Genomic DNA, 16,798 nt, shown 5'->3' on the forward strand with positions numbered 1-16,798 from the left:
GGCGCCCTACCGGCGTCCAAGGGTCGGAATTCGTGGTCCCAAAGCGTTTAGGATCGCCCAAAATCGCTGAAACCGGGCGCCGAATGTTTCGTGTATGTAACGTCGGTTTACCTTCGTTGACAAACCGTTTTACCAGAAGCAAAGTGTTCTGCATTCCAGTGGTAAAAGGGTTTGGCAGGTGTCGAGATGGCGAAGCCGAGGGTGAAGATCCGCACGGTGGCCGAGGCCGCTGGCGTGTCTGTCACGACGGTCTCCCTCGTACTCAACGAGGTGGCCGGGGCCCGGGTCAGCGCGGAGACCCGGCAGCGGATCCACGACGCGGCACAGCGCCTCGGCTACGTACCGAACGAAGTCGCCCGGCAGTTGCGCGCCCAGCGGACCAAGGCGTTGGGTCTGCTGGGTGACGAGGTGACGACCACTCCGTTCGCGGGGCGGATGGTTCTGGGAGCGCAGGAAGCGGCGAGCAAGCACGGCTGGTTGCTGATGCTGCTCAACAGTGGCCAGGACCCCGAGTTGGAGCGCAAGGAGATCGCCGCGTTCCTCCGTGGGCGGGTGGACGGCGTGCTGTACACGACGATGTACCACCGGGTGGTGCGAGTGCCGGAGCGGCTGCGCACGGTGCCGACGGTGCTGCTGGACGCCGAGGACGACACCGCCGAGGTGCCGTCCGTGGTGCCTGACGAGCTGGACGGCGCGTACCTGGCGACGAAGGAGTTGCTGGATCACGGGCATCGCCGTGTCGGTTTCGTCAACCACAGCGGTGACATCCCGGCGACCTGGGGTCGGCTGGCCGGCTACCAGCGCGGGTTGCGGGAGGCTGGCGTGCCGTTCGACCCGAACCTGGTGGTAGCGGTTCCGCCGGTGGCCCGGGAAGGCTATGCCGCCACGTTGCGACTGCTGGGCGCCGAGCAGCGCCCGACAGGGCTGTTCTGTTTCAACGACCGGGTCGCGATGGGCGCCTACCAGGCGGCCGCGGCGCTTGGTCTGCGCATCCCGGCCGACGTGTCCATCGTTGGCTTCGATGACCAGGAGGAGATCAGCGAGGGTCTGCTGCCGGGGTTGACCACGGTGGCGCTGCCGCACTACGCGATGGGGGCGTGGGCGGTCGACGCGCTCATCGCCCGGATCACCGATCCACAGACGCCGGTGGAGCGCGTGCTCCTGCCGTGCCCGATCGTTCGGCGCGAGTCGGTGGGCACACCGCCGACGCTGTGACCGCGTAACACTGCCTGGCCGGTGGCACGGCCGCAGGCAGGAGATGACTTTCCGGTTCGTGACGGCCGCCGCGCTCACACCGCGACGGCGGCGAAGCCATGCCCAATAAAGAGGAGAAGGCACCGATGAACACTTCGAAGCGACGCTTGTTGGCCACCGGATTGGCGGCCGTGGTGTTGGCCGGCGTGGCCGCGTGCGGGTCGGGCGAGGGCGCGGGCACGTCCGCCGACGGCGGCCTGACCCTGTGGACGCACAATGCCGGCAACCCGCAGGAGCTGGCGGTCGTGGAGCAGATCGTCGCTGATTGGAACGCGGCCCATCCGGACAAGAAGGTCACGGTTCAGGCCTTCCCGCAGGCCGCGTACAACGAGGCGGTCGTCGCGGCGGCGACGGCGAAGAAGCTGCCCTGCATCCTGGACACCGACGCGCCCGCCGTGCCCAACTGGGCGTACGCGGGCTACCTGGCTCCGCTGGAGATTCCGGCCGACCTGCTGGCCAAGCAGCTGCCCAGCACGGTGGGCACCTACCAGGGCAAGACCTATTCCGTCGGTTACTACGAGGCGGCGCTGGGACTGTTCGCCCGCAGGTCCGCGCTCACGGCTGCCGGGGTGCGGATCCCCACGCTCGAGCAGCCGTGGACCGCCGCCGAGTTCGACCAGGCCCTGCGCGCGATCAAGGCGAGCAAGAAGTACCCGATCACCTTCGACCTGGGCACCGGCGACACCACGACCGAGTGGTGGACCTACGCCTACTCACCCTTCCTACAAAGCTTTGGCGGGGACCTGATCGACCGCAACACCTACAAGACCGCCAACGGTGTGCTCAACGGCGACAAGGCGGTGGCCTGGGCAACCTGGTTGCGGAATCTGGTGGAGCAGGACTACTCACCACAGAAGTCGAGCCAGGACGCGTTCGCCGACTTCGTCAACGGCAAGTCGGCGATGGTCTGGTCCGGCATCTGGAACGCGGGTTCGTTGAGCAAGGTCGAGGACGGGGTCGTGCTGCCCCCGCCGGACTTCGGCAGCGGCGCCAAGGTTGGTGGCGGGTCGTGGCAGTGGGCGGTCAGTAGCAGTTGTGCGGACAAGGCGACCGCGATGGAGTACCTGCGCACGTCGCTCACGGCCAAGAACATCGCGGCGTTCGCCGAAAAGCAGAACGTCATCCCCGCCACCGAGGAGGCGGCCGCGCTGGTTCCCGGCTGGCAGCCCGGTGGAGAGAAGCGGTTCTTCCTGGACGAGTCCAAAAAGCTGGCGACCGTCCGGCCGCCGACCCCGGGTTACCCGTACCTGACGACCACGTTCGCGAAGGCGACGCAGGACATCGTCGCGGGCGGAGACCCTAAGCAGATCCTGGACCGCGCCGCGAACGAGATCGACCAGGACCTGAAGTCCAACAACTACTACGGCTTCTGACCGTTCGCAGGGTGCGGGCGGCGGCTCGCACCCCGCGCGCACCGCCTTGGAGAGAAACGATGGCCGTCAGCATCTCACCGACCCCGGTCGCCGCCGCGGCGAAGCCGGCGCCGCGGCGTCACGACCGCCGGCAGAGCCGGGATCAGCGACGCGTGGGGCTGCTCATGATCGCCCCTGCTGGTGTCCTGCTTGCCCTGTTCTTCTTCGTGCCGGTCGCGTTGGGGTTCGCGCTGGCCTTCACCGACGCGCGCCTGATCAGCCCGAAGCCGCTGGAGTTCATCGGCCTGGACAACTTCCAACGGATCCTGGACGACCCGGTGTTCTGGAAGTCGTTGCGCAACACGCTGTTCTTCGCCGCCGTCGTCGTGCCCGTTCAATCGGGGCTCGCCCTGCTGCTGGCGTTGCTGGTCAACGTGAAGATGCGCGGCACCAACATCTTCCGGACGCTGTACTTCATCCCGGTGGTCACGTCCATCGTCGTCGTCTCGATCCTGTGGCGGTTCATGTACCAGCAGGACGGGCTGGTCAACAGCATGCTGCACTGGGCCACCGGCAACGTCGTACGCGTCGACTGGCTCAACAACACCAGCACCGCGCTGCCCGCGATCATTGTCATGTCGGTGTGGCAAGCGGTCGGCTTCCACATGGTCATCTGGCTGTCCGGGCTACAGACGATTCCCGGTGAGCTGTACGAGGCCGCCGACCTGGATGGCGCCGGAACCTGGGACAAGTTCCGCTACATCACCTGGCCCGGCCTACGGAGCACCCGCACCTTCATCCTGGTCACGATCACCATCGCCGCACTGAGCCTGTTCACGCAGGTCCACGTCATGACCGCGGGCGGCCCGCTGGACGCCACCTCGACGGTGGTCTACCAGGCCGTCCGGGTCGGATACCAGCAGCAGCAGACCGCCTACGCCTCGGCCATCTCGGTGGTCTTCTTCCTGCTGGTGCTCACCGTCTCGCTGATCCAGCGGTGGCTGACCCGAGAAAGGAACGCCTAGCCATGGCGATGCCCGCCGTCCACGGCGCCAAGCGCCGCCGACACCACGCCACCCGCGCCGCCGTGCTGGCTGCCCGCCTGGTGTGCGTGTTCCTGTTCGCCGCGCCGATGCTGTTCATGTTCGTCTCGTCGCTGAAGTCCGACACCGACATCTTCCGGGACATCGGCTCGGTGCGCGCCTTCCTGCCAGTCGGTGACATCTCATTGCGCAACTACGCCGGCGTGTTCGAGACCGTGCCGGCGGCCCGGTTCCTGCTCAACTCGCTGTTCATTTCTCTGCTGACGGTCGCGCTCGGTGTGCTGGTGAACAGCATGGCGGCGTTCGCGCTGTCCCGCCTGTCCTGGCCGGGCCGGCGCGTCGCGTTGAGCGTCGTGATCGCCACCCTGGTGGTCCCGTTCGAGACATTCGCGCTGCCGCTGGTGTGGTGGGTGAACAAGCTGCCCTGGCTCACAATGCACGGACTGCAACTGACCATCAGCGAGGGCTGGCTCGACACCTACCGGGTGCAGATCCTGCCGTTCGTGGCCAACGCCTTCTCCATCTACCTGTTCTACTCCTACTTCCAGAGCATCCCGCGCGAGCTCGACGAGGCCGCCCGGGTCGACGGCGCCGGATGGTTCCGCATCTACCGCACCGTCGTCATGCCGCTGTCCGGACCTGCCGTGGCCACCGTGTCGATCCTGACTTTCCTGCCGGCATGGAACTCCTACCTGTGGCCGCTCATGGTGGTCCAGACGCAGGAGCTACGGCCGGTCATGGTCGGCGTCTCCTACTTCTTCCAGCTCAAGGTCCACTGGGGCGAAATCATGGCGTACTCCACCCTCATCACCCTGCCGGTCCTGGTGCTGTTCCTCGCCTTCCAGCGCGCCTTCGTCAACAGCATCGCCTCCACCGGCGTCAAGGGATGACCTCCGCCGCCAGGCACAACCCCACCACACCGACTCCATCCGAAAGCGGTAGCCGATGACCATCGCCGACCCCGTGGAGAACCGCACGCAGGATGATGCGTTCCCCGCGCTACATGTGCGACCACCCGCGGGATGGGTCAACGACCCGAACGGCCCTTTCCAGTGGAACGGCCGATACCACCTGTTCTACCAACACAATCCGTCGGCGCCGGTGCACGCGAACATCCAATGGGGACACGCCAGCAGTGCGGACCTGGTGCATTGGCGCACCGAACCCATCGCCCTCACCCCGACGCCGGGACATCTGGACGCCGGCGGCTGCTGGTCCGGGTGCGTGGTCGACGACGATGGCGTGCCCACCGCCGTCTACACCGCGATCGGCAACGGCGTCCTCGACGCCAGCATCGCCCTGGCCACATCCGCGGACGGGCAGCTGCGCACGTGGCGTAAACATCCGGCCCCCGCCGCCCGCGCTCCGCAAGGCCTGCACCTGATCGGCTACCGGGATCCCTTTGTCTTCACCGCCTACGGGCACCGTTACGCGCTCGTCGGCGCCGGCTTGCGTGGTGGCGGCGCCGCCACCGTGCTGCTCTACAGATGCGACGACCTGTACGAGTGGACCTACCTCGGCCCGCTGACCAACGCCGCGGACCCGGTGGCCGCGCGGTACGCCCCGGCGGACATCTGGGAATGCCCACAACTGGTGCGCCTGGGCGACCGATGGGTCCTGATCGTCTCCCTCTGGACCAGCGAGATCCTCGGCCGCGTCGCCTACCTCGTCGGAGACCTCGACATCTCCGGCGGCGTGCCCCGCTTCACCCCAACCCACGGCGGGCTCGTCGACGCCGGCCGCGACTTCTACGCCCCAGCCGTCCTGGCATCCCCGGAACGCGTCCTGCTGTGGGGCTGGTCCTGGGAGGACCGCACCGACGCCGACGTATTGGCGGGTGGCTGGGCAGGCCTGCTGACCCTTCCCCGGGTACTGACGCTCAACCCCGCCGGCCGCCTCGCCTCGACCCCCGCACCGGAGCTGCACGCGCTGCGCGGCACTCCCGTCCGACGTGTGGTGGCCGTACGGGAACAGCCGCAAACCGTGGACCTGCCATCAGGCCCACTCGACATCGAAATCCGCCTGCACAGCCAGGCACGGCAGCCGACAGCGCTCACACTGCGCCTGGGCGACAACTGGCTCACCGTCACGGTCGACCCCGCGACCGGACGCGCCGCAGTACACCGAAACGTGCTGCACCCCGAACGAGCCACCCGCGACGCCACCGTGCACATCACCGGTGGCACCGAGTCCGTCCACATGCGTCTGCTGCTGGATGGCTCCATCGCCGAGGTGTTCCTGCCCGACGGCGTCGTCTTCACCGAACGGCTCTACCCCACGACCCCGGCCCGGCACACGTCGCTGCACCTGCGTGGATCGGTCGGCACCCAGGCGGTGATCACCGCCTGGCAGCTACGGCTCCCCGGCGTCCCCTGAGAACGCCGGGAGCACAGCAAGGAGGGCACCCTGTGAGACCCACCCCCGCAACGATCGCCCGCAACGCCGCGCTCCTCGGTGCGCTGACGCTGGTGATCGCATCCACGCTCGCACCGCATCGCCTCGACGCGACGCCCGTAGCGGCGACCACCTACCGACCGCTGTACCACCACATCGTCCCGGACCGGTGGATGAACGACCCCCAACGACCCATCCACCTCAATGGACAGTTCCACTACTACTACCTCTACAACAACGACTACCCGGACACCAACCACACCGCCTGGCGGCGCGCCACCAGCACCGACCTCGTCCGGTTCACCGACCGCGGCGTCGCCGTCCCCAAGGACACCACCCCCAACGGCAGCATCTGGTCCGGCTCACCGGTCGTCGACACCAACAACACCGCGGGCTTCGGCGCCAACGCGGTTGTCGTGCTTGCCACTCAGGAACACGCCGCGAACAACAACGCCCAAGCCCAGTTCCTCTGGTACTCCACCGACGGCGGCGCCACCTTCCGCAACTACAGCACCACGCCGGTCATCCCCAACCCCGGCCGGTTCGACTCCCGCGACCCGAAGACCATCTGGGACAGCGACCGCAACCGATGGGTCACCGTACTAGCCGAGAACGACCAGCTCAGCTTCTACACCTCCACCAACCTCAGAAACTGGCAGCGAGCCGGCGAATGGCGGATGCCCGGCCTCGGTGTACTGGAATGCCCCGACCTGTTCAAGATGGTGGCCGACGACGGCACCACGAAATGGATCATCGGCGCGTCCGCCGACGGCAAGGGCATCGGCCAACCGAACACCTACGCCTACTGGACCGGCACCTTCACCGGCACCGGCTTCCAGCAAGACTCCGCACACCAGTGGCTCGACTACGGCTGGGACTGGTACGCCGCCGTCACCTGGGAGAACCCCACCAACCCACTGGGCAGCCGATATGCCATCGGCTGGATGAACAACTGGGCCTACTCGGCGAACACACCAACCTGGGCCAACGACGGCTTCAACGGCACCAACTCGATCGTGCGCGAGATCAAACTCAAGCGGCAAGGCACCGGCGGCTACAGCCTCGTATCCCAACCGGTCAACGGCCTCGACAACATCGTCGCGAGCACCACCAACCTCGGCACGATCCAGGTCAACGGCGTCGTCCCGCTCAGCTACTCCGGCGAGGCGTACGAGCTCACCACCGACGTCAGCTGGACCCAGCTCAACAACGTCGGCATGCAACTGCGCAAGTCCACCGACGGCACTCGCCACGCCGACGTCGGCGTTTACGGCGACTACGCCTACCTCAACCGTGGCTACACCAACCACCCCGACCAGACCAACAGGTTTCTCGAAAGCAAAAGCCCGTTCGACCCCGCACGCAAGAACGTCCGGCTACGCATCCTGGTGGACCGCACCACCATCGAAGTGTTCGTCGACGATGGAAAGCACGTCCACTCCAGCGAGGTCTTCGCCGCCCCCGGCGACAACGGCATCGCCCTCTACACCGACGGTGGCACCGCCACGTTCGCCAACCTCACCATCCGCAGCCTCCGCGACATCAACGCCCAACCCGTCCCGACCGGCACGGTGCTGGCCAGCTTCGAAAACAACACCTACGGATCGTGGGCCCGCACCGGCACGGCATTCGGCACCGCGCCAGCCAACGGCACCCTGCCCAACCAACAACATGTCAGCGGATACCTCGGCGACGGCCTCGTCAACACGTACCTCAACGGGGACGCCACCACCGGAACCCTGACCTCGCCCGCCTTCACCATCAACCAGCGGTATCTCAAATTCCTCGTCGGCGGCGGAAACCATCCCCACACCGCCGGCAGCCCCACAGCGGTCAACCTCGTCGTCGGCGGTCAAGTCGTCCGCACCACCACCGGACGCAACGAGGAATACCTCCGCTGGACCACCTGGGACCTCGGCAACCTCACCGGACGCACAGCACAGATCCAAATCGTCGACAACAACACCGGCGGCTGGGGACACATCAACGCCGACCACTTCACCCTGGCAGCCACCGCCTGACCAAGCCACCAACGGAGGGATCGTCAGCCCGGCCGCGCACTGACGGTCCCTCCCACCAACACATCACCCTGGCGCCGTTTAGGAGCCCGCTACGCATGGATGATCGGGATGTCGGCCTCGGTGAGCCGGCGCACGGTGTCGTCGTCGGCGGGTGCGTCGGTGACGATGCCGGCCACCGCGGTGATCGGCAGGACCGTGAAGCGGGACGCGGCACCGATCTTCTCGGCGCTGGCCAGCACGTAGGTGTCGGCGCTGCGACGCGCGAGGGCGCGCTTCATGGCGGCCTCGTCGGCGTCGCCGGTGGTCAGGCCGGCGTCCGGGTGTACCCCGGTGACACCCAGGAGGAACACGTCGGCGTTCACCGCCTGTGCGGCCTCGACGGCCGCCGCGCCGCAGGTGACGACCGAATGCTTGAACAGCCGGCCGCCCAGCAGATACACCTCCACGGCCGGATGCTGGGCCAGGGCCGCCGCGACCGTGGGGCTGTGGGTGACCACCGTGGCGGCGAGCGTCGTGGGCAGGACCTGGATCACGGCGAGCGCGGTCGTGCCGCCGTCGACGACGACGGTCGTACCCGGCTGGATCAGCGCGGCGGCCGCCGCCGCGACGCGCTGTTTGCTGGCGACGCCTACGCCGCGGCGCGTCGGATAGTCGGCTACCGCGGGCGAGGCCGGCAGCGCCCCGCCGTATACCCGCTGGCAGAGCCCCGCCGCGGCGAGGTCACGCAGGTCACGACGGATCGTGTCCTCCGACACGTCGAGCTCGGCCGCGACATCCTTGGCCACGACGCGCTGGTCCTGCCGGAGCCGGGCCAGGAGAAGATCTCGACGCTGCGCAGCCAGCATGCACGGTCCTCCACGTTCTTGTTTATTTCTGCACGTTCTACCGATACTCTCATGGTCATGCTGGCGACGAAACCCATGCTGATCCTCATTGCCGGGCCCTATCGGTCCGGCACCGGCGACGACCCGGACCTGCTCGCGGCAAATCTGCGCCGGCTGGAGGAAGCCGCCTGGCCGATCTTCCAGGCCGGCCACGTCCCGATGATCGGCGAGTGGGTGGCGCTCCCGGTGCTGCGGGGCGCCGGCGCCGGCAGTGTCGCCGATCCGGTGGCCGAGCAGGTGCTCTACCCCACGGCGCAGCGGCTGCTGGCGCACTGCGACGCCGTGCTGCGACTGCCCGGTGAGTCCACCGGAGCCGACCAAGACGTGGCAATCGCCCGCCAGCGCGGGCTGCCGGTCTACTACGACCTCACCGAGATTCCCGGCGTCGCGGCGTAACCGGCGGTGCCTCGTTCACCTCTTTGACCGCTCCCGGGGTTAGGGTGTCCTGCCGGCCGTGTCAGACGGGGCCTGAGGGGGCGGTGAGGCATGGTGCCGAGCGCCGGTGCGGTGGCGGCAAAGGCGCCGAGCGCAGGCGGCGAGTCGGTGGCGCTGCTGTCGCGGTTCGGGCGCCGGTTCGCCGCCGCCGTCCGCGTGATGATCTTCGGCCCGGTGGCCGCGATCGGGCTCGTCCGGGCGACCGGCGAGCACGCGATGCCGACCGCCGTCGTGGTCGCCGGCGTCGCGGCGTGGAGCGCGGTGTACGTGTGGTGGCTGCTGCGACGCGCCGGCCGGTGGGCGACCGCCGTGGACGTCGCGGTGATGGTGCTCGTGTGCCTGAGCATCTTCTGGACCGACGCCGCGGCTGAGGGCAACGTCGGCTGGATTCGCCTGCTGGTGAGCTTCGCCTGCGTGGCGTACCAGTGGTATACGCCGCTGGCCCACGGCGTCGCGGCGACCGCGGTGGCCGCCGGCACCTTGCTGGCGGTCGTCCTGGTCACCGAGCCTGCCGCGGACGTGGTGAACGCGGCGGTCTGGGTCCTCGCCATCGCCACGCTGTCCCGCACCGCGTGGACGCTGGTCATGCGCGGGGCGCGGAGCGCGGACCGGCTGGCGCTGGACGCCGAGCGGGCGCGCAAGGCCCAGCAAGTCGCCGCCGCGGTCCGGGCCGACGAGCGCGACCTGGTCAACGCGCTGCACGACACCGCGGCCACCACCCTGCTGATGGTGGGCAGCGGCCAGGTGCGGCCGGACGAGGGTTGGCTGGCGCCGCGGGCGCGGCGCGATCTGGAGATGCTGCGCGCGTACGGCGAGCGGGCACCCACCTCGGCCGATCTGGTCCAGCTTCTGCGCGCCGAGGTCGACGCGGTCAACCAGCTCCCGGTGAGCTTCTCCGCCCCCGCCGACCTGCCGGTGCCGTACCGGGTCGGGCGGGCGGTCGCCGACGCGGCGCGGGAGGCGCTGAACAACGTCGTGCGGCACGCCGCCGCCGGCCGGATCCAGGTGCGGCTGACCGGCGACCCGCGCCAGCTGCGGGTGGACGTGGTCGACGACGGCAAGGGTTTCGTGCCCGAGCTTGTCGCGTCGACCCGGCGCGGTCTGCGCGACTGCGTGCGGGGACGGGTGGCGGCGGTGGGCGGCACCGTGCGCGTGGCCTCGCTGCTCGGCGCCGGCACCACCGTGTCGTTGGAGTGGCGCGGTGAGTGAGGACCCCCGGGCCGCCATCGAGCGGGATACCCGCGCCCAGCTGATCGCCCGGCTGCGCGTGGGCATCCTGGTCACGGCTTCTGGCGGGCTGGTGCTGCTGAGCCTGCCCAACATGCTGCGCGACTGGGACCGGTACCAGCCGGCGTGGGCGCAGGCGGTCGCGTTCGCGATGCTGGCCGGCGTCCTGTGTGCAGAGGCCGTGCTGGTGGTCCGCGGCCGGCTCTGGCCGGCGGCGTGGCGGTGGCCGGCCGTGGGCGTGGTGGTCGCCGCGTCCGTGCTGTCGTACGCGGCGCTGCCCTACGGGCACTCGGCGACCGCCGGTGACTGGATCTTCGGCGAGGCGACCTGGGTGGGGCTCGTCGTACTGCTGAGCCGGCCGCTCCGCGTGCATCTCGCGTTCCTTGGTCTACATTGGAGCGTCGCGCTGGTGAACATGTTGCTCTCCACCGACGTCGACCGGACGACGGTGCTGCGGTTCGCCACCGGTTCGATCGGCGTCATCGGCTATCCACTGTGTATGGCGGTGACGGCGGCGGCGTTTCGTGGGATCGCCCGCTCGGCGGCCGCCGCGAAGTGGGAGACCGAACAGGTGGCCGTCGCCGAGGCGGCCGCGGCCGAGTCACACCGGCGGCGGCAGCAGCGCTTCACCGACCTCGACCTGAGCACGATGCCGTTGCTGGAGGGCCTGGCCAGCGGGCGGCTCGACCCGACCGACCGGCGGGTGCGGCACGACTGCGCCATCGAGGCGGCCCGGATGCGGCGGCTGTTCGCCGAGGTCGATGTCGTACCCAACCGGTTGTTGCACGAGCTGCGGCACTGCGCGGATGTCGCGGACCGCAAGGGTGTGCTGGTGGAGTTGGACGCTCGAGGCCAGTGGCCGGACCTGCCGCTGCCGGTGCGGCGCGACCTGACCGAGGCCCCGCTGACCGTGCTGGCGACGGCCACGTCCTGGGCGCGGGTGACCGTGGTCGGCGGCCCGGACCTCGTCTCCGTCAACGTGCTCGCCGACTGCGGGCAGGTGGAGCTGCCGCGCCCGGCGGCGCCGGGTGTGCGGCTCGACGCCTTCCGTAGCGGGGAAAGGCTGTGGGTGGAGGTGCAGTGGCAAGCGACCGCATCACCGCGGTGATCGTCGACGACCACGCCGCGATCGCCGCAGGCGTCCGGTACTGGTGTGAGCGGGCCCAGCCGCCGATCGACCTGATCGACGCGGGGGCCCGGATGGCGAACGTGTGGACCGGCCCCGGCGCCGAGGCCCACGTGGTGATCTTCGACCTCGAGCTCGTGCCGAAGAACCCGGGCTTCGGCGAGCTGCGCCGGCTCGTCGACCACGGCCGCCGGGTGGTCGTCTACTCCCAGCACGCCGACACCCGGACGGTCCTCAAGTGCGTCAACCTCGGCGCGCTGGCGTACCTCACCAAGACCGAGGGGCCGGAGCACCTGGTGCCGGCGATCCAGGCGGCCGCGGACGGGCGGCCCTACACCGCGCCCTCACTGGGCGGGGTGCTGATCGCCGACGACGACCCGAGCCGGCCGCGGATCTCCCAGCGCGAGGCGGAGGTGTTGCGCGCCTGGTTCGCCTCGTCTTCCAAGGAGCTGGTCGCCGCGAAACTGCACATCAGCGTCAAGACCGTCGACACCCACATCGAGCGGGTCCGGATCAAGTACGCGAACGCCGGCCGGGCCGCGCGCACCAAGAGCGACCTTGTCACGCGCGCCCTGCACGACGGCCTGATCACGCTCGATGAGCTCGGGGAGGCATCCGACCCCACAAGGTAACTGTGGGGTGTTCGCCTGACACAGTGCGTGTTCGGCCGTCCCTACCGTGAGCGCCGGGCAAACCCGCCCGCGTTCACAGGAGGTAGGGCCTTGATTCATACCGCAAGACGCCTTCGGCGTCTCGCCGTCGCGCTCGCCGCGGCGGCCGCGCTCAGCCTGCTCACCACCGGTGTGGTCGACCTGGCCAGCACCGCACGTCCGGCGCACGCCGACGCCGGCCCGGTCGTCGACGACTACCCCTACCGGGGCCAGAGCAGCGGCGTCGACCCGTGGAACTTCTACAAGGGACAGTGCACCTCGTTCGCCGCGTGGCGGCTCAACGACCGGATCGGCATCGACTTCACCAACCAGTACCTCGGCGAACACTTCGGCAACGCGAACACGTGGGACGACGCCGCCCGACGCGCCGGGCTGACGGTCAGCTCCACGCCGCGGCCGGGTGCGATCGCACAATCGGACGCCGGTTCGTTCGGCCACGTCGCGTGGGTCGCCCGGGTCAACGGCGACGGCACAGTGCTCATCGAGGAGTACAACTGGGCGCGGCCGTCCGGGTACGGCACCCGTACCGTCTCCGCGTCCAGCTTCGAGTACATCTACTTCGGCAACCCGCCGGCGGTGAACCTGGCGGCGGAGAGCGTGAACGGGGATCGGTACGAGGATCTGTTGGCGGTCGACTCCGGCAACGTGCTGTGGTCGTATCCGGGTCGCTCGGGGCTGGACCGGCGACGGCGACGGCACCTTCGCCACACCCGCCCAAATCGGCCACGGCTGGTCCACCTTCCGCCTCGCCAACTACTGAGTGCGGAGTACCGGAGTGCGGTGCCAGCGTGTCCGATGTGGACACGCTGGCACCACCCGCTCACGAGCCGCTACCGGTCTCGACCTCGCCGGCATGGTCGCGCCACCGCGTCAGGCCGCGGAAGTGTGGGCTCAGCACGGCGTCGTACGACTCCGACCGGGCCACCTCCCGCAGCGTGACCCGGCCGGCGAGCACATCGGCGGCGAACCGGCGCAGCCCCGGGTCGGGCGACAGCTCGCTCATCTGGCGGAGTCCGTCCAGCAGTGCCCGGGCGGTCGGCTCGTCGCCCCCGGTCATCTCGACCAGTTCGTCGTACGCGGTCACGGCGCTCCCGGGTGGTCGTACGGGCGGCTGGGCAGCGGCAGCGACTTGAGGCCACCCAGGTCGGTCATCGCCATCACGGCACCGGCGATGGCCGCGAGCGCGGTGCCGGCGGACTGGATGATTTTCGTGGCTTCCGCGGCGAGCGCCTGGATGCGCATCACCTGCGACGCGGTCAGCACGCCGCCGGCCCAGGCGCCGATCCCGGTCCAGCCCAGCAGCGTACCGATGCCGGCGCCGATACCGCCGACCATCACCGCGTCCGTGATGGCGGTGATGACACCGGCGATCTGGTTCGCGAAGAGCCAGTTGCCGCGCGCGGCCTCCTTGTACCGCTCGGACAGCTCCTGCAACGCCGACCGCGCCGCCGCGCACGCCGCCGCCACCTCGCCGAAGTACGCCAGCGCGCTGGCGGCGGCGTTGCCGGTCCAGTGGCGGCCAACCTCCTCGCTGGCGTACCGGATGTTCTGACCGACGTCGTCCAAGCAGTCACCGAGCCGCGCCACCGCGACGCCGAAGCGGGCCAGCGCCCGCCAGTCCCCGGTGAACGGCTTCGTCATCGACCCGATCAGGTCGAAGCCGACGGTCTCCCGAAGCAGCCAGTTGAGCCAGGACGCCGGGCTGACCACCTCGAACACCTGGACCGGATCGACGTACCCGTCGCCGATCGTGGCCTCGGGCTCCCCCGGATCGGTCAGGTGCACCTGGGGATCACGCCAGCCGGCCAGGGGCACCCGAACGTCGGGTGTCCGTGGCCGCAGCGGCCCGTACAGGACGGGCGCCCCGTCGAAGGTACGGTCCAGATCGGACGCCGCGGCGACGTCGGTGGTGACGTAGTACCGCTCCGCGAATCGCAGCTCCAAAGCCGACCGGTCGAGCAGGTACTCCAGGCGCCGCAACGCCTCGTCGACCTCGGCGGCCGCGTTCTCGTGGGCCGGGCGCAGCAAGCCGATCAGCCCGTCCTCCAGCCAACCGAAGTCGGCGTGGTCGCGGACATAACGCCGGCCCGCCGCCACGTCCAGCCCGAGCCCGTGAATACGCGACGCGAACGTTTCGAGCGCCGCGACGTCGACCCGCACCTCAGCCCTAGCCGCAGTGCACGTACCAGCGGGATCCATAGGCGTATGTGGTGCCGGCGCCGTTGTAGACGTAGCCGCCGTATGTGATGCACTCGTTCGGCGCGGTCACGTAGACCGGCCCGGCGTACCAACGGTACGAGTCCGAGTCGTAGCCCAGCTCGCCACTCTGGTCCTCGAGCCGCACGGTGGTCTTCGTGGGCACGCCGACGTGGGCGCTCTTGATGGTGACGGCACAGTTCTTTCGGGTGGAGGCGCTGTAGAGGACGTAGGTCGTGCCCCAGACGTATCCGCTGTTGGTCTTCAGGGCCACCGAGGACAGCCGGTAGTAGCTGGACCCGCAAAGGCCCTCCGGCGTGTACGCGGCGGCGGCTGGGCTCGCCGTGGCCGTCAGACCACCGACGGCGACGAGGCCGAGGGCGGCGATCCGCACGACGTGGCGGGTGAGTCGGCGCATGAAGCACTCCTTAGGCGTGGGTTGCCGATCGAAGCGCTCACGGTAGCTACGAACGCGCCAGACCTGTGTCGGGTGAACACCCCACAGCGTCGGTCAGTCGCGCAGGTACACCGTGTCCTTGTGCGACAGGCGCCCGCCGGTGAAGCACAGCCGGTACGCGGGCGACCGGACGTGCGGGTCGGTGCGGTAGAAGAGGCACTCGTCGACGCCGAGTGGGTCGGCGGGGGTGCCGTCCGGCCGCCCGGGACCGCCGACCTGCCATTCCGGGAGGTGCTGCTCCACCAGCGGCTGCGCGTCGCCGATGCGCAGCTGCTGGTACACGTCCCGGTGCAGCAGGGACCGGGACCGGCTGTCGGTGTCGACGGCGAACGCGAGCAACAGCACGGCGGCCGCCGCCACCGGTACCCAGATCGCGTCGATGATGGTGCGGCGGACCCGGCCGCGGGCCAGCGCGAGCTCGCGTCGCGAGGTGCCGGTGCTCGGTGGCGGGGTGGTGACCGCCGCGGCGGTCTCGGGGATCCGGGCGGTGACCGCGAAGCCGCCGTCCAGCGGCTCCGTGTGTAGCGTGCCGCCGGCAAGCCGGACCCGCTCGTGCAGGCCGACCAGGCCGTGGCCGCCGTCGGGTGAGCCGGGGTGCGCGCCGTTGGACGAGGCCGCCGGCGGCGCGGGCGGTGCTTGGTTGACGACGCTCACCACCGCGTCGGTCCCGTCCCGGTGCAGCGTCACCGTGACCTTCGCTCCCGCGGCGTGCCGTGTCGCGTTGGTCAGCGCCTCTTGAACTACCCGGTACACCGCCCGGTCCGTCATCGGCGCGAGCGGTGGCGAGCCTGGTGGGGACATGCCGTCGACGAGTGTCACCGGCATCCCCGCGGCCTCGGCGCGGGCGACCAGCGATCCCACGGTGTCGTCGGCCGGCAGCAGTGGCGGGCTCTCGCCGTCTTCGCGCAGCACGCCGACGATGTCACGGAGCCGCTGCGTGGCGGCGGACGCGGCCTGGCGCAGCTCCGTAGCGGCCTGCCGGGACCGCTCTCCGGCGTCGGGGGCCACCTGGAGCGCGGCGGCCCGCAACGCGATCATGCTGAGCTCGTGGCCGAGCGAGTCGTGCATGTCGGTGGCGATCCGTGAGCGCTCCCGCAGCCGCACACGGTCGCCGACGAGCTCCTGCTCCCGTTCGAGCCGCTCGGCGAGCTCCCAGCCGGTGCGGACGAGCTCGGCGTGCTGGCGCGCGTAACGGCCCGCCAGCCACGGGAGGACGAACGTGACCAGCACGTTGGCGAGCAGACCGAACCAGTCGGACATCGTGGCGCTCGCGGTGGCCGGCACGAGGAGCAGCCCTGTCGCGCACCCCGCGGCGAACAGCAGCAGCGGCTCCCGCCGCCGCGCCGAGCGCCGGCCCAGCAGGTAGGCCAGCAGCCCCTGTGCCAGCACGAAGTTGGCGCTAAGCAGCTCGGGCGTCGCCGCCAGCCCGAGCGCCATCGTCACCGCGGTCGCGGCCACCGGCGCGCGCCGGGAGATGAGCACCGCGAACGCCAGCAGCGGGACCGCGACGATCCGCAGCCACAGCACCGGCACCGCGGCCAGTTGCGCGGACTCCCCGTCGTCCGGGATGAGCAGTGGTGCGGTGATCACGAGCCACAGCAGCAGGTCGGCCGCCCATCTGCCGCTCACGAGCCGGGTGAGCCGTTGCACGAGCCTCACGCTACGGGCCGCGGCCTGACGGGACACCTGACGAAAGACAGTAAGCCGGCCTTTGACGAAGGTTAGTAGTGGCCGCTGA

The 16,798-nt window shown here is 69.8% G+C and carries 15 protein-coding genes; 11 read left to right on the top strand and 4 right to left on the bottom strand.

Annotated features, from left to right (window positions below):
* The first annotated feature begins 186 nt into the window (after window positions 1-186).
* From ACTMTJ_RS09285 to ACTMTJ_RS09310, 6 genes are all read left to right on the top strand, one after another.
* Entirely contained in the window at window positions 187-1,215 is a 1,029-nt protein-coding gene (locus tag ACTMTJ_RS09285; RefSeq protein WP_441215726.1) for a LacI family DNA-binding transcriptional regulator, read from the top strand.
* Between the two features lie 125 nt (window positions 1,216-1,340).
* A complete protein-coding gene (locus ACTMTJ_RS09290) occupies window positions 1,341-2,627 on the top strand; it encodes an extracellular solute-binding protein (RefSeq protein ID WP_441215727.1) in 1,287 nt (428 codons plus the stop codon).
* A 59-nt stretch (window positions 2,628-2,686) separates the two neighbouring features.
* On the top strand, window positions 2,687-3,631 hold the full coding sequence (locus tag ACTMTJ_RS09295; RefSeq protein WP_441215728.1) for a carbohydrate ABC transporter permease: 945 nt from the start codon (window positions 2,687-2,689) through the stop codon (window positions 3,629-3,631).
* Window positions 3,632-3,633: 2 nt separating this feature from the next.
* Window positions 3,634-4,539 (top strand): carbohydrate ABC transporter permease, encoded by a 906-nt coding sequence (locus tag ACTMTJ_RS09300; RefSeq protein WP_441215729.1) that lies wholly within the window; start codon window positions 3,634-3,636, stop codon window positions 4,537-4,539.
* Window positions 4,540-4,594: 55 nt separating this feature from the next.
* Window positions 4,595-6,025, top strand: a complete 1,431-nt coding sequence (locus tag ACTMTJ_RS09305; protein ID WP_441215730.1) for a glycoside hydrolase family 32 protein — start codon at window positions 4,595-4,597, stop codon at window positions 6,023-6,025.
* Between the two features lie 32 nt (window positions 6,026-6,057).
* On the top strand, window positions 6,058-8,064 hold the full coding sequence (locus tag ACTMTJ_RS09310) for a glycoside hydrolase family 32 protein (protein ID WP_441215731.1): 2,007 nt from the start codon (window positions 6,058-6,060) through the stop codon (window positions 8,062-8,064).
* 89 nt (window positions 8,065-8,153) lie between these two features.
* Here ACTMTJ_RS09310 and ACTMTJ_RS09315 read toward each other — a convergent pair whose 3' ends face one another.
* Window positions 8,154-8,909 carry a DeoR/GlpR family DNA-binding transcription regulator gene (locus ACTMTJ_RS09315; protein ID WP_441215732.1) on the bottom strand — a complete coding sequence of 252 codons (756 nt, stop codon included), beginning with the start codon at window positions 8,907-8,909 and terminating at the stop codon, window positions 8,154-8,156.
* A gap of 57 nt (window positions 8,910-8,966) precedes the next feature.
* On the opposite strand from ACTMTJ_RS09315, the gene ACTMTJ_RS09320 reads away from it, so the two are divergent.
* From ACTMTJ_RS09320 to ACTMTJ_RS09340, 5 genes are all read left to right on the top strand, one after another.
* Window positions 8,967-9,344, top strand: coding sequence for a DUF4406 domain-containing protein (locus ACTMTJ_RS09320; protein WP_441215733.1), 378 nt, complete (start codon window positions 8,967-8,969; stop codon window positions 9,342-9,344).
* A gap of 90 nt (window positions 9,345-9,434) precedes the next feature.
* Complete coding sequence (locus ACTMTJ_RS09325) at window positions 9,435-10,592, top strand: sensor histidine kinase (protein ID WP_441215734.1); 1,158 nt, start codon at window positions 9,435-9,437, stop codon at window positions 10,590-10,592.
* Window positions 10,585-11,718: a hypothetical protein gene (locus tag ACTMTJ_RS09330; RefSeq protein WP_441215735.1), complete on the top strand. Its 1,134-nt coding sequence runs from the start codon at window positions 10,585-10,587 to the stop codon at window positions 11,716-11,718. The genes ACTMTJ_RS09325 and ACTMTJ_RS09330 overlap by 8 nt, the downstream gene beginning before the upstream one ends.
* Complete coding sequence (locus ACTMTJ_RS09335) at window positions 11,691-12,368, top strand: response regulator (RefSeq protein WP_441215736.1); 678 nt, start codon at window positions 11,691-11,693, stop codon at window positions 12,366-12,368. The genes ACTMTJ_RS09330 and ACTMTJ_RS09335 overlap by 28 nt, the downstream gene beginning before the upstream one ends.
* Window positions 12,369-12,458: 90 nt before the next feature.
* The gene (locus tag ACTMTJ_RS09340) at window positions 12,459-13,346 is read left to right on the top strand and encodes a CHAP domain-containing protein (protein ID WP_441215737.1); all 888 of its coding nucleotides are present in this window, start codon (window positions 12,459-12,461) and stop codon (window positions 13,344-13,346) included.
* Between the two features lie 141 nt (window positions 13,347-13,487).
* Here ACTMTJ_RS09340 and ACTMTJ_RS09345 read toward each other — a convergent pair whose 3' ends face one another.
* The 3 genes from ACTMTJ_RS09345 to ACTMTJ_RS09355 all read right to left on the bottom strand — a co-directional run bounded on the left by ACTMTJ_RS09345 (window position 13,488) and on the right by ACTMTJ_RS09355 (window position 16,710).
* Entirely contained in the window at window positions 13,488-14,567 is a 1,080-nt protein-coding gene (locus ACTMTJ_RS09345; protein ID WP_441215738.1) for a hypothetical protein, read from the bottom strand.
* Between the two features lie 7 nt (window positions 14,568-14,574).
* On the bottom strand, window positions 14,575-15,021 hold the full coding sequence (locus ACTMTJ_RS09350) for a hypothetical protein (RefSeq protein ID WP_441215739.1): 447 nt from the start codon (window positions 15,019-15,021) through the stop codon (window positions 14,575-14,577).
* 93 nt (window positions 15,022-15,114) lie between these two features.
* The gene (locus ACTMTJ_RS09355) at window positions 15,115-16,710 is read right to left on the bottom strand and encodes a sensor histidine kinase (protein WP_441215740.1); all 1,596 of its coding nucleotides are present in this window, start codon (window positions 16,708-16,710) and stop codon (window positions 15,115-15,117) included.
* Window positions 16,711-16,798 lie beyond the last annotated feature (88 nt).

The organism is Phytohabitans sp. LJ34 (genome assembly GCF_052068095.1).
Taxonomy (GTDB): domain Bacteria; phylum Actinomycetota; class Actinomycetes; order Mycobacteriales; family Micromonosporaceae; genus Phytohabitans.